Below are 13,726 nucleotides of genomic sequence, written 5' to 3' on the forward strand. Positions count from 1 at the left end.
CATGACGACACCCGTGGCGCGCGGCCCTTCGGCGCCTGACCGTGCCGCGCGCGACCGGCCCGCCGTGCCGCGGGCCGTGGCGATTGTGCTCAGCCTCGTTGCCGGGGCCGGGGCGTTCATGCTGTTTCTGCAGTTCGGTGCATCTGACGGGCTCGATTTCATCGATGTCCTCAGATCGGTGCTGATCCTGATTTCTACCTGGTGGCTGGCCTGGGGGGCGGTGCAGGGCCTTCTTGGTCTGACAACGCATGCCGCCCCGCCGTTGCGCAAGCTGGACGGGCCGCTGACCGAACGGTGTGTCGTGATCGTGCCGGTCTATAACGAGGACCCGGTCACCACTTTTTCGCGCATTGCCGCGATGGATGAAAGCCTGCAGGCGACGGGGCAGGGGCACCTCTTCCATTTCGCGATTCTCTCTGACAGCCGGAACGACGCCATCGCTGCCCGTGAGCGGTTGTGGTTCCTGCGTCTGATCGAGGACCGCAAAGCCGAAGGAAGGATGTTCTATCGCCGGCGCACCGACAACAAGGGCAAGAAGGCTGGCAACGTAGAGGATTTCATCATGAAATCCGGCGGGGCCTATGATCTTGCGCTGATCCTTGATGCCGACAGCCTGATGGAGGGCGCTACCATCGTCGAGATGGCACGCCGCATGCAGGCAGAGCCTGACATTGGTCTGCTGCAGACCCTGCCGGTGGTGACACGGGCCGAAACGCGGTTTGGCCGCGCAATGCAGTTTTCCGCGGCCTTCCATTCGCCGGTCTTCGCGCGGGGGCTGGCGATGATGCAGGGGCGCACCGGACCGTTCTGGGGGCACAACGCCATCGTCCGCGTGCGTGCCTTCGCTGAAAGCTGCGGTCTGCCGGAGCTGCGGGGCAAGCCTCCGTTCGGCGGCCATATCATGAGCCATGACTATGTCGAGGCAGCACTTCTGGCCCGTGCCGGCTGGCGCGTGCGGCTGGATGACGATCTGGGCGGCTCGTTCGAGGAAGGCCCCGAGAATCTTGTGGACCACGCCAAGCGTGACCGGCGCTGGTGCCAGGGGAACCTGCAGCACGTCCGCCTGCTGAATGCGCCGGGCCTGAAGCCCTGGAGCCGCTTCGTCTTCTTTCAGGGGATCATGGCCTATATCTCGCCGCTGTTCTGGATCGGGTTCATGCTCGCCTCTATCGCAGCGCCGTTCTATGCACCCCCGCCAGACTACTTCCCGGAGCCCTACTGGCCTTTCCCGATCTTTCCGCAGGCAGAGACATCAAAGGCGATCGGTCTGGCGATCGGGGTATTCGGCCTGCTGATCCTGCCAAAGTTTGCCGTGGCCCTGCATGCTGCAATGAGCGGTCGGGCAAAGCAGTTCGGCGGGGCACTGCGTGCCTTTGCCTCAATGATGGCAGAGCTGCTCTTTTCGTCGCTCGCAGCCCCGGTGCTGCTGGCCTACCAGACGCGCAGCGTGTTTCAGGTGTTCATGGGGCGCGATGGCGGCTGGCCCACCAACAATCGCGGCGATGCGCGACTGAGTGTGGGCGAGGCTTTCGCGGCCAGTCACTGGATCGTGTCGACGGGCCTCTTGGGGCTGGCGATCACATGGTATCTGGCGCCTGGCCTTGTGGTCTGGATGCTGCCCGTGCTGGTACCGATGATGTTGGCGCCCGTCATCATCAGCTGGTCGTCGCGCCCTGCACGCAGCGGCCTGTTTGCCACGCCAACCGACCTGAACGAAGCCCCGGTGATGAGCCGCCAGCGCGAGATTCTGGGGGTATGGGAGTCCGAGATGATCGCCATGAAAGACGTCTCGATCCTGCTGGAGGCAACACGTGCAAGCGCCTAAGCCGCGGACCGAACGCGACCCGCGGCTGGATGTGTTCCGTGGGCTCGCGTTGATCACCATCTTCATCAACCACACGCCCGGCACGATCTTCGAGAACTGGACGACGCGGAACTTCGGCTTTTCCGATGCTGCCGAAGGCTTTGTCCTGATGTCGGGGATTGCCGCGGGCATGGCCTATGGCAAGTATTTCGCTGGTGCCGGCCCCTATTGGGCGGGCGTATCCAAGATCTGGCGCCGGGTCTGGACGCTTTATCAGGTTCATATCGTCACGACGGTCATTGCCCTTGGCATCGCCGCCGTGACCGCCCGCTACTTCGGCGGGTTCGAGATGATGCAGAAGAACGTGATCCACGTTCTGTACCGCGACCCGCTGGGCTTTCTGATCGGCGTGCCGCTGCTCACCCATCAGCTGGGCTATGCAAACATTCTGCCACTCTATTCCGTGCTTCTGTTCGTGGCGCCCGCGACACTTTGGGCCGGGTATCGGTGGCCCTACCGGGTCTTGGGCTTTGCGATCCTGCTGTGGCTCGCGGCTGCGATCCTGTATTTCAACTTTCCCAACTACCCCAACCGGGGGGGCTGGTTCTTCAACCCATTCAGTTGGCAGTTGCTGTTCACGCTCGGGCTCTTGACCGGTCTTGCGATGCGCGAGGGGCGGCGGTTCGTTCCGGTGCGGCCCTGGCTGGTGGTCATCTGCGCGGCATGGCTGATCTTCGCGCTGCTTGCGGCGCGTGTGCAGGTGGTGTCGGATGCCTTTGGCCATACGCTTTTCCTGATCACTGAATACCTGCACCTGCCGTGGCTATTTACCGCCTTTGACAAGACCTTCCTTTCGGTGCCGCGTCTCAGCCACGCGTTGGCGCTCGCCTATGTGCTGAGCGTCTGGCCGGCGGTGAGAACCGCCTGTGCCAGCCGGTTTGCCGCGCCCTTTGCGCTTCTGGGGCGGCACGGGCTCGCGGTGTTCGGACTGGGGGTGGTGCTCTGCTATGCCGCAAATGGGATCAAGACGGTTGCTCCGCCAAGCGCGCTGCTGGATGTCGTGCTGATCTTCGGGGGTATCGGCCTGATGCTTGCCTTTGCCTGGTCAAAAGAGGCCTGGCGGCGCGCCGAAATCCGCGCCGCTGCCTGACGTATCGTCAACTTGATCGCGAAATGCGGATTCGGCTTGCAAGAATCGCGTGATTTCAGCAGTGAATGAACATTCATTCCGACGCATCGGACAGGCGTGGAGGTTCATTCGTGGCTGTGATGCTGGCAACCCCGACAATCCGCGGGGCCTATGACTTTCGTGAACAGCGCGAGGCCGAAATCCTCGACCGCATCCGTCAGACATTTGCCGACAAGGGGTTTGATGGGGCCTCGATGCAGGATCTGGCCCGTGCGGCCGGAATGAGCGTCGGGAACTTCTACCGGTACTTCCCGTCGAAAGCCGCAATGGTGCAGGCGATCGTGCGGCGCGAGCTTGCCGAGCTTGAGCAGAACTTCGCGATGGTTCTGGGTGCGCCTGATCCGTTCGTGGCGTTGCGCGCCGGTCTGCATCAGCGGATCGAGCAGGACAGCCGGGGCTGTTCGGAAGGCACTCTGTGGTGCGAAATCACCGCTGCTGCCGCGCGCAAGCCCGAGATCGCACAGATCGTGCTCGACATGGAGCACGAGATTACCCGATATTTCATACTGGCGTTCCAGCGCATTACCGGCCTTTGCGCCGAAGAGGCAGAGCGTCGGTTTGAGGCACATGCGATTTTGGCAGTGACATTGATCAAGGCCGTTGCCATGCGCGGCGGTCACGGTTTTGAGACGGGTTCGAACGATCTGTTGGCCTTGGTGAAACGTATGACCGATGTGCTCTTGAATGAGGTCGCGTCGGCACGGTCTATTGGATGAACTTCATGCATTCCCTGATACGCGCAATCCTTGTCGCACAGACCCTGGCGCTGGCTGGGGTTTCGGTCGCTTCTGCCGAGGCCGCCGAGGCAGCAAAATCGGCATCCGTTCCCGCGATCTCAGTCACCGAGGTTACCGTCCGTGATGTTCGCCACCGGGTCATTGCCGGTGGTCTGGTTGGTGCCGTTGATGAGGTGCTGGTGCAGCCTTTGGTCGAGGGCCATCCGATCGAGTCGCTGGAAGCCGACGTCGGAGATTATGTCGACGCCGGGCAGACTCTGGCGACGCTGTCGACCACGTCGCTGGAATTGCAGCGCAGCCAGTTGAAGGCGGCACTCGCAATGGCGCGGGCGACGGTCGCCCAGGCCGAGGCCGGTGTGCTTGAGGCACGGGCATCGTCTGATGAAAGTGCGCGCGTGGCTGAACGTGCCAAGTCACTGAACAAGTCTGGCAACACCAGCCAGGCCGCCCTGGATCAGGCCATGGCTGCCGCCACCGCCGCCGAAGCGCGCGCCGAGGCATCGCTTCAGACGCTGGAATCGGCGCATGCGCAGGTGGAAAGCGCCGAGGCACAACTGGCCAATGTCGAGCTGAACCTGACCCGGACCAAGGTGGTCGCCCCGGTTTCGGGCGAGGTGCTGGCCCGCAATGCCCAGGTCGGTGCGATTGCCAGCGCGCAGGGACAGCCCATGTTCATCCTGATGCGCGATGGCGCGCTTGAGGTGAAGGCAGAGGTTGCCGAAGCCGATCTCGTCAAGTTGCAGCCCGGAATGCCTGTGCTGATCCGCACCGTCGCCTCGGACGAGCCGCTGCGCGGGTCGGTCCGGTTGGTTGAACCCGGTGTCAGTGCAACGACCCGGCTGGGCATGGCGCGTATCGAGATCGAAAATGCCCGCATCGTCCGTGCGGGCATGTATGCCGAGGCCGAGATTCTGGTGGCCGAACGCGCCACGCTTGCCGTGCCGATTTCGGCAGTGGGTGAGAGCGCCGCCGGCGCGATCGTCCGCAAGGTGACGGGCGGGGTGGTCAGCGAAGTGCCGGTCAAGACCGGCATCCGCGACGGCCAGTGGGTTGAGATTGTCGAAGGGCTCGCCGCCGGCGACCGTATCGTGACAAAGGCCGGTGCCTTTGTGCGTGACGGCGACACGGTGAACCCGGTCCTGACCACGCAATGAGGTCAAACAGATGAACTTTTCTGCCTGGTCGATCCGAAATCCTGTCGCGCCGCTTCTGGCGTTCTTCATGCTCATGTTCCTGGGCTGGCAAAGCTTCAACAGCCTGCCCATCACGCGCTTTCCGAACATTGATGTCCCGCTGGTCGCCGTTGTCGTGACGCAGAGCGGCGCGGCGCCGGCCGAACTGGAAACCCAGGTCGCAAAAGAGGTCGAGGATGCGGTGGCCGGTATTGCCGGCGTCAAGGAGGTGACGACCAAGATCACCGACGGCCAGAGCCAGACCCTTGTCGAGTTCAACATGGATGTGCCGACCGACAAGGCGGTTCAGGATGTGAAGGACGCGATCGACAAGATCCGCGGCGATCTGCCGGCAGATGTCGACGAGCCGATCATCAGCCGTATCGACGTCGAGGGCCAGGCGATCATGACCTTTGCGGTCGCGGCCCCCGACATGACGATGGAAGAGCTGTCGTGGTTTGTCGATGACACGATCACCCGTGCACTGCAGGGGCGCCCGGGTGTTGGCCGCGTTGACCGCTACGGCGGTGCCGACCGCGAGATCCGTATCGAGCTGGATCAGGTGAAGCTTGGTTCCTGGGGCATCACCGCGCAGGCGGTAAGCGCACAACTTCGCGCGACGAATGCCAATATCGGTTCGGGCCGGGCAGAGCTGGGCGTCAACGAACAGGCGATCCGCACGCTGGGCAATGCCAGCACGGTGGAAACGCTGTCGCAGACCATGATCGCGACCGGCGACGGTCGGCACGTTCGTCTGGGCGACCTTGGCACGATCAACGACACATATGAAGAATTGCGCAGCTTTGTGCGCTTCAACGGCGAACCCGCCGTGACCTTTGCCGTTTTCCGCTCCAAGGGGGCCTCCGAGGTCTCGGTGGCCGAAACGGTGGAGACGGCGCTGGACGAGATCCGCGCGGCCTATCCGAATGTCGAGATCGAGCTGGTCGACGACACGGTGTTCTACACCTACGGCAACTATGAAAGCGCGCTGCATACCCTGATCGAAGGCGCGATCCTAGCCGTGCTTGTCGTGCTGGCATTCCTGAAGAACTGGCGCGCGACCTTGATTGCGGCAGTAGCGCTGCCGCTTTCTGCGGTCCCCACGTTCTACATCATGGATCTGCTGGGCTTCTCTCTGAACCTTGTGTCGTTCCTCGCCATCACGCTGGCCACCGGCATTCTGGTCGATGACGCCATCGTCGAGATCGAGAACATCGCCCGGCATATCCGAATGGGCAAGACCCCCTACCGCGCGGCCATCGAGGCCGCGGACGAAATCGGTCTTGCGGTGATTGCCACGACCTTCACCATCATCGCCGTCTTTGTGCCGGTCAGCTTCATGCCGGGTATTCCGGGGCAGTACTTCCGGCAGTTCGGCATGACCGTGGCGATTGCGGTTGCCTTCTCTTTGCTGGTCGCGCGTCTGATCACGCCGATGATGGCCGCCTACCTTATGAGTGCGAAGGACGCCGAGGGCCATGGCGATCAGAAAGACGGCTGGGCCATGCGCAACTACCTGCGCCTTGTCTCTGTCACCTCGCGGTTCCGCTACCTGACGCTGCTCGGCGCCTTTGTCGCACTTGGCATCTCGGTCTTCTTCATGCTGCAGGTTCCGGGCAGCTTCATGCCACCCGAGGATGTCAGCCGCATCTCGATCAGCGTTGAACTTCCTCCCGGCTCGACACTGGCCGAGACCGAGGCCGTGACCGACGAGATGTTTGCCCGTATCCGCGACGTCGAGGGGGTGGAGCGCATCCTGATCGTGGGTGGTACCTCGCCCACGGGGGATCTGGACCTGCGGCGCGCATCGATCGCGGTGATGCTGGAAAAGCTGGACCATTCGCTGCTGCACAAGCTGGCGCAGATCGGAAACTCGATCCCTGTGGTGCGGGCCGTGGTGCCTGACCTGCAGGGCGAAGGGCGGCAACGTCCGCAGAACGAGATCGAGGCCGAGATCTTTGCCATTCTGCACGACGTACCGGATTCTCGTGTAACCAAGCTGAACGACCGGGGTGAGCGGGACATCTCTTTCTCGATCCTGTCGGACAACGAAGAGGACCTGAACCTTGCCGTTGCAAGGCTTGAGGCGGCGCTCTCGGGCGATCCGCTTCTGGCAAACGTGGCCTCAGAGGGTGCGCTGCCGCGACCCGAACTGCACATCAAGCCGCGGCTTGATGAGGCCGCCCGCCTTGGCGTGACCACCGCTGCGATTGCCGATGTGCTGCGCGTTGCCACCATCGGGGATTACGATGGCGCGCTGGCGAAGCTCACGATCGACAATCGCCAGATCCCGGTCCGGGTGCGCCTGAACGACGAGACCCGCGCAGATGTGGCCCGGATCGGCGTTCTGCGGGTGCCGACGATCAATGGCGGTTCGGTCCCGCTGAATTCAGTTGTCAGCGTCACGATTTCGCAGGGGCCCTCGATGATCGAGCGGCTGAACCGCGAGCGCAAGGCGACCATCGGGGCCAACCTGCCTGTCGGCGTGGCGCTGGATACATCGACCAACCGCTTTAACGAGATCGTCGCGGGTGTGGATCTGCCGGACTCGATCCGCATTGCCAAATCAGGCGACGCCGAGATCCAGGCCGAATTGATGCAGAGTTTCGGCAACGCCATGCTGATGGGGCTGATGCTGGTGCTGACGGTGCTCATCCTGCTGTTCCGCTCGGTCATTCAACCCTTCACCATCCTCTTCTCGTTGCCGCTGGCAATTGGCGGCGTGGCGGCTGCGCTGATCCTGACCAATTCGGCGCTGTCGATGCCGGTGCTGATCGGTATCCTGATGCTGATGGGGATCGTGACCAAGAACGCAATTCTGCTTGTCGATTTCGCGATCGAGATGCAGGCGCGTGGCATGGACCGGATGCAGGCGGTGATCGAGGCCGGCCACAAGCGCGCCCAGCCGATCGTCATGACCTCGATCGCCATGTCGGCGGGGATGCTTCCTTCGGCGCTTGGCGTGGGCGAAGGCGGGGCCTTCCGGGCGCCGATGGCCACGGCGGTGATCGGCGGCATCATCATGTCGACCGTGCTGAGCCTTGTGGTGGTTCCGGCCTTCTACCTGATCATGGACGATCTCTCGCGTCTGCTGGCCCGGCTGGCGCGGGGCTGGATCGGTCCGAAAGAGGCAGAGCCCGAAGTTCTGCCACCCGAAGAGGTGACGCGCGAGCTTTCCGAGCTTGAGGCGCGGGTGGCACAGCTGGAATCGCGACCGCCGCCGACCGGTGGCAAGCCCAAATTGATCGTGGCCGAGTGAGCCAGACATCCAGAAGCGCCCCGCCGATCCCCGACGGGGCGCTTTGCCATTTCCGGCTTGCGGCCCGGACGGCGGCACCGCAGAATCACGGTGAAACTACGGAGGCGAGAATGGGCAATCTGACGGCAGCACTGGCCGCAATCGATGACGCAAATGCCGCGGACCCCACGCTTGAGGGTGGTCGACCCGCGGCACTGGTCTACGGCGAACGGATGAGTGCAGAACTGGCCCGCCTTTTCCCCGATGCCTCCGAGGTGCTGCAGATTGCGGCACGTGGCCAGCATGTCGAGCGCTGGCTGCTTCCGCGCGCGGACTATCCCGAAGGCAAGGCGGGTTATTTCGCCTGGCGCAAAGAGCAAGGTCGCCGCCACGGTGAGCGCGTCGCCGGGATCATGGCGGACGCTGGCTATGACGCATCTGCACAGGAGCGGGTGGGGGTGCTTCTGCGCAAGGAAGGGATCAAGCGCGATCCTGATGTGCAAGCGCTGGAAGATGTGATCTGCTTTGTCTTCATCCGCCACTACTTTGCCGGTTTCGCGGCCTCTCATCCCGATGACGACATGGTCGACATCGTGGCCAAAACCGCGCGGAAGATGTCTGCCGAGGCGCGTGCACGGGTCTTGGAGGAGTTTGATCTGCCGGCGCCGCTGGCTGATGCGGTACGCGGGGCGGCGGCCTGATCGAAGGGGGGCTGTCTGCCCCCCATGTCCCTGCGGGACATTCCCCCCGAGGATATTTTCCAAAGGAAAGTGTCGGGTCAGCGCGGCGCTTGCCAAAGGGGGCGGCGCTTTTCAAGGAAGGCAGCGGTGCCTTCGGCCGTATCTGACCAGAGCGCGTTTTCGCACATCTCGACCGACGCAAGCCGGTAGGCCTCGGCCAGATCAAGCCCGCGTTGTTGGTGGAAGGCCTGTTTGCCCAGTGCAATGGCGGCGGGCAGCTTGGCCGCAACGGTTTGGGCCAAGGCCAGTGTCGCCTCGGAAAGCTCGGCCCCCGGCACGACGCGATTGATCAGTCCCAGTTCGCAGGCCCGTTGTGCCTCGATAAAGGCACCGGTCGTCAACATCTCGAAGGCGGCCTTCGGTGGGATCGCGCGGGTCAGGGCAACCATAGGCGTTGTGCAAAAAAGCCCAATGTCGATGCCGTTCACGCCAAAGCGTGTGCCCTCTGCCGCAACGCCCATGTCACATGTCGCAACCAGTTGGCAGCCCGCCGCCGTGGCGATGCCATGTGCCTCGGCGATCACCGGCTGGGGGAGGGAGGTGATCCGCTGCATCATCTCGGCACAAGCGGTGAAGAGCGTATTGAAATGCGCCGCACCCGCATCGGGTGCCTGACGGGCGGCCTGCATCTCTTTCAGGTCGTGCCCGGCGCAGAAGGCCCGGCCCGCCCCGCGCAGGATCACGACGCGGATCTGTCTGTCTTGTGCAATCCGGTCGAACGTCGCCGACAGTTCGGTGATCATCGCCATCGAAAGGGCATTGAAATTCTCGGGGCTGTTCAGCGTCAGCCGTGCGACATGGCCGATGCTCTCATTCAGGATAAGGTCAGTCATCTGGTCATTCCTCCCTCGGCGGTGCAGGCTACGCGGGTGCATGTCGAGGGGAAAGCATGAAACTGGAAGAGCTGCAGGCATTTCTTCGGCAAGAGTTTCCGCAGGTGGCCGAAGAGTTCCGTGTCGAGGAGGCTGGCGAAGAACTGGCCTTGCGTCTGATCGTGGCCGAGCGGCATCTGCGGCCCGGTGGCACGGTGTCAGGCCCGGCGATGTTCGGGCTGGCGGATGTTGCCTTCTATCTGGCGCTGTTGCAGCGGATCGGGCCGGTCGCGCTTGCCGTGACCACGAATTGCAGCATCGATTTCCTGCGAAAACCGGCGGCAGGATGTGATCTGATCGCGCGGGCGCGTATGCTGAAGCTGGGCAGGGTACTGGCGGTCGGAGATGTGCTGATCTGGTCAGAGGGCATGGACCAGCCGGTCGCCCATGCCTCGCTGACCTATTCGATCCCGCCGCGTTAGGCTTTGGGGCGGCTGAAGCGACCTTCGATCTCGGCCCCGTTCTCGATCGTGACCGCGCTATAGTTGATGTCGGCCTCGACCCGTGCGGTCGAGCGCAGGGTCAGTGTCGCGCAGGTGACTTTGCCCGTGATATTGCCGCGCAAGTCCACGGATTCGGCGGCGATGCTGCCCTTTATACGCCCTTCGGCGCCGACGATCACCGTGCGCGCCGAGATCTTGCCCTCGACGGCGCCCAGAATTTCAACCGTGCCGTCAGAGCCGATGTCGCCAGTAATGGTCACGTCGGCGGCGATCAGAGAGCGACCGGCCGGGGCGGCGGGGCGTGGCGATTCGGAAGGCAGGGTCATGTGTGCGGGTCCTGAACAGGTTTCGCCCCGATAGAGGCGCAGGGGGCGCCCCCGGTCAAGGCCTCGGGCACGCAAGCGCGCAAGAAATGTCGTTTTCTGGCGTGACTTCGCCGAGGTGCGATGCTTGACTGCGGGAAAATGATCAAATTCAGGGGGCGATATGTCAGACGGGTTCTTCACGCCGGTTTCGGGTTTTGATCTGCCGCGCTTTGCGGGTGTGCCCACGTTCATGCGCCTGCCGCATGTCGGGCTTGATCATCCCCGGATCGGAGAGGTGCAGGTCGGGCTGATTGGTGCGCCTTGGGATGGCGGAACCACGAACCGCCCCGGACCGAGGCACGGGCCGCGCCAGCTCCGTGACGCCTCGACGATGATCCGGGCGCAGAACGGTGTGACCGGGATCCGCCCCTTCGAAATGGTGCGCTGCGCGGATCTGGGTGATGTGGGTCCCAATCCGGCCGATGTGCTGGACAGCCTGAAGCGGATGGAAGCCTTTTACACGCAGGTCAAAGCCAAAGGCATTGTGCCGCTGACGGCAGGGGGCGATCATCTCTGCAGCCTGCCGATCCTGCGCGCGCTGGCCAGAGAGCGTCCGCTTGGGATGATCCACTTTGATAGCCACACCGACCTGTTCCACAGCTATTTCGGCGGTACGATGTACACCCACGGCACGCCCTTCCGCCGCGCGGTGGAAGAGGGGCTCTTGGACCCCGAGCGCGTGACCATGATCGGGATCCGGGGCACCGCCTATGACAGCGAGGACCGCGACTTTGCCTCGTCTGTCGGCATCCGCGTGATCCCGATCGAGGAGTTTCATCAGCGTGGCGTCGAGGATGTGATGGCCGAAGCGCGCAGCCGCGCCGGTGATCGCGACACCTATGTCAGCTATGACATCGATTTCGTTGACCCTGCCTATGCGCCCGGCACCGGAACGCCCGAAGTGGGCGGCCCGACAAGCTGGCAGGCCTTGCAGGTGGCGATGGGTCTGCGCGGGGTCAGGATCGTGGGGGCTGATCTGGTCGAGGTATCACCGCCATTCGATCCGTCGGGCGGCACGGCATTTCTGGGCGTGTCGATCATGTTCGAGATGCTCTGCGCCATTGCCGAAGGGTTGGCGCGCTAGGTCCCTGAAGATTGGGGATGCGGAAATCGAGGAAAGAGCAAGACATGCAGGCAGATCTAATCGTAACCAACGCGCGGGTGTTGACCATGGACGCCGGACGTCCACGGGCCGAGGCTGTGGCGATCCGTGCAGGTCGCATTCAGGCGGTGGGAACGGCCGCCGGTATCGCTGCGCTGACAGGCCCGCAGACGCGTGTGATCGACGCGGGTGGGCGCACAGTTCTGCCGGGTTTTGTCGAAAGCCACCTGCATCTGGTTCTGGGCGGGGCAGAGCTGACACAACTGCAACTCGGCGGCCTGCACGGGATGGATGCGTTGAAGGCGGCCTTCGCGGGCTATGCTGGAAAGCACCCCGATGCGCCCGTCCTGCTTGCCCAAGGGGCTGAATACGGGATCCTTGATCATCCGGTGACCCGGCATGACCTTGATGCTGTGATTGCCGAACGGCCGATCGCCATGATGGCGCCCGATCATCACACCGTATGGGCCAACACGGCAGCACTGCGCGCTGCGGGACTCCTCCACGGCGCCGCGATGCCGCATGGCCATGTGGTTGTGATGGGCGATGATGGCCTCGCGACGGGCGAGTTGCGCGAATTCGAGGCCTTTGGTCCGGTTCTGGCCCTCGGCGGCGAGGCGCATCTGCAGTTGGGAATTGCGACCGGGGGCGAGCCTGATCCGTGGCCCGATGCTGCGCAGCGCGAATCCGACAAGCGCAAGGTGGCGGCGGGGCTTGCGCATTGTGCCGCTCATGGCATCACCGCAATGGTAAACATGGATGGCAACCGCTACACCCTTGCCCTGCTGGCAGAGATGGAGGCCGAAGGCCGCCTGACGGCGCGGGTCAAGGTTCCGTTCCACTTCAAGCCGCATATGGACATGTCGGAGCTGGACCGCGCAGAAGCGCTTCGGTCAGAGTTCCACTCTGACATGCTGCGATCAGGCTTCGTGAAGATGTTCATGGATGGCGTCATCGACAGCCGCACGGCTTTTATGCTGACCGACTATCCCGACGCTCCCGGAGAGCGGGGAGAACCCCTGTTCGAGGCGGATCGGTTCAAGGCGATCTGTGCCGAGATTGACCGTCGCGGCCTGCAGATTGCCGTGCACGCCATCGGAGACGGGGCGGTACGCCAGACGATCGACGGATATGAGGCTGCTCAACGGGCAAACGGACGAGCCGATGCCCGCCATCGCATCGAACATATCGAGCTTATCGATCGGGCGGATGTGCCGCGCCTTGGCGCGCTTGGCATCACGGCAAGCGTACAGCCGCCGCATCCGCCCGGGGTGATGGACTTCCCGTTGGAGCCGACAATGAGCGTGGGCTTCGCGCCAGAGCGCCGCCGCGACGCCTATCTGTGGAAGACATTGAAGGATCATGGCGCGCCGGTGGCCTATGCCTCGGACTGGCCGGTGACAGATGTCAGCGTGATGCGCGGCCTGCAGGGCGCACTGACGCGTCAGCCCTATGACGGCGCAGGGGATGAGCGGCTGGATCTGATGGAATCTCTACACGCCTACACCGCAGGCGGGGCCCGGGCCGGGCATCTTGAGGATATCTGCGGTGCGCTGGTTCCCGGACTTGGCGGCGATCTTGTGGTGATCGATGGCGATATCGAGGCGATTCCGCCCGAACGGATTGGCCAGACCGGAATCGCCCTGACGATCTGCGCGGGCCGGATCACCCACGACGGGGGTGTCCTAGGCCTCTGACCCGAGGGCAACTCGTCGTATTCCAGCCTTTGAAACAAGGGCTTGAGGGGCGGCGCGACGATTTTTTCGCGCGGCCCTGCTTTTTTGCTCTTGCGGCTGTCGGCGGGTCTGCCTAAAAGCCCCCTCACCGAAGCGGCGGCGACGCAGCGACGGGATGCGGAAGCGAAAGCCGAAGCAAAAAATCGAAGACAAGCCGGTTCGCATGGCTGAGAAATCAGCGGCGTTTTGGCGTGTTTTCACGCTCTTTGACATTGATAGAAACTGAAGAGATATGTGGGCGGTTTGGTCGTTTCGACGATTGGATGCTTGCATATCGGCCTACTAGCTTCGGCGATGATGTAGGTTACAGCTTCACTGTTTTGCGGCT

11 protein-coding genes are annotated in these 13,726 nt (G+C 63.3%); 9 read left to right on the forward strand and 2 right to left on the reverse strand.

Features of this window, described 5'->3' with window-relative positions; translation table 11 throughout:
- Position 1 precedes the first annotated feature (1 nt).
- The 6 genes from mdoH to FQU74_RS01540 all read left to right on the forward strand — a co-directional run bounded on the left by mdoH (position 2) and on the right by FQU74_RS01540 (position 8,841).
- Complete coding sequence (gene mdoH, locus FQU74_RS01515; protein ID WP_146284689.1) at positions 2–1,825, forward strand: glucans biosynthesis glucosyltransferase MdoH; 1,824 nt, start codon at positions 2–4, stop codon at positions 1,823–1,825.
- Complete coding sequence (locus FQU74_RS01520) at positions 1,812–2,954, forward strand: OpgC family protein (protein WP_146284690.1); 1,143 nt, start codon at positions 1,812–1,814, stop codon at positions 2,952–2,954. Before mdoH ends, FQU74_RS01520 begins: the two co-directional genes overlap by 14 nt.
- 119 nt (positions 2,955–3,073) lie before the next feature.
- Positions 3,074–3,709 carry a TetR/AcrR family transcriptional regulator gene (locus FQU74_RS01525; RefSeq protein ID WP_146284702.1) on the forward strand — a complete coding sequence of 212 codons (636 nt, stop codon included), beginning with the start codon at positions 3,074–3,076 and terminating at the stop codon, positions 3,707–3,709.
- Between the two features lie 5 nt (positions 3,710–3,714).
- On the forward strand, positions 3,715–4,884 hold the full coding sequence (locus FQU74_RS01530; protein ID WP_146284691.1) for an efflux RND transporter periplasmic adaptor subunit: 1,170 nt from the start codon (positions 3,715–3,717) through the stop codon (positions 4,882–4,884).
- Between the two features lie 10 nt (positions 4,885–4,894).
- Entirely contained in the window at positions 4,895–8,161 is a 3,267-nt protein-coding gene (locus FQU74_RS01535; protein ID WP_146284692.1) for an efflux RND transporter permease subunit, read from the forward strand.
- Between the two features lie 110 nt (positions 8,162–8,271).
- Positions 8,272–8,841: a DUF4202 domain-containing protein gene (locus tag FQU74_RS01540; protein WP_146284693.1), complete on the forward strand. Its 570-nt coding sequence runs from the start codon at positions 8,272–8,274 to the stop codon at positions 8,839–8,841.
- Positions 8,842–8,918: 77 nt separating this feature from the next.
- Here FQU74_RS01540 and FQU74_RS01545 read toward each other — a convergent pair whose 3' ends face one another.
- Entirely contained in the window at positions 8,919–9,713 is a 795-nt protein-coding gene (locus tag FQU74_RS01545) for an enoyl-CoA hydratase (RefSeq protein ID WP_146284694.1), read from the reverse strand.
- 56 nt (positions 9,714–9,769) lie between these two features.
- On the opposite strand from FQU74_RS01545, the gene FQU74_RS01550 reads away from it, so the two are divergent.
- Positions 9,770–10,174, forward strand: a complete 405-nt coding sequence (locus FQU74_RS01550) for a PaaI family thioesterase (RefSeq protein WP_146284695.1) — start codon at positions 9,770–9,772, stop codon at positions 10,172–10,174.
- Here the strand turns inward: FQU74_RS01550 and FQU74_RS19205 are convergent.
- Complete coding sequence (locus FQU74_RS19205) at positions 10,171–10,521, reverse strand: bactofilin family protein (protein ID WP_158635504.1); 351 nt, start codon at positions 10,519–10,521, stop codon at positions 10,171–10,173. The two genes, FQU74_RS01550 and FQU74_RS19205, sit on opposite strands and share 4 nt — an antisense overlap.
- A 160-nt stretch (positions 10,522–10,681) precedes the next feature.
- Here FQU74_RS19205 and FQU74_RS01560 point away from each other — a divergent pair, with 160 nt between their 5' ends.
- Complete coding sequence (locus FQU74_RS01560; RefSeq protein ID WP_146284697.1) at positions 10,682–11,644, forward strand: agmatinase; 963 nt, start codon at positions 10,682–10,684, stop codon at positions 11,642–11,644.
- Positions 11,645–11,688: 44 nt separating this feature from the next.
- Positions 11,689–13,359 carry an amidohydrolase gene (locus FQU74_RS01565; RefSeq protein WP_146284698.1) on the forward strand — a complete coding sequence of 557 codons (1,671 nt, stop codon included), beginning with the start codon at positions 11,689–11,691 and terminating at the stop codon, positions 13,357–13,359.
- The last annotated feature ends 367 nt before the right edge of the window (positions 13,360–13,726 follow it).

It is taken from the genome of Gemmobacter aquaticus (genome assembly GCF_007859075.1).
In the GTDB taxonomy this organism is placed as follows: Bacteria; Pseudomonadota; Alphaproteobacteria; order Rhodobacterales; family Rhodobacteraceae; genus Gemmobacter; species Gemmobacter aquaticus.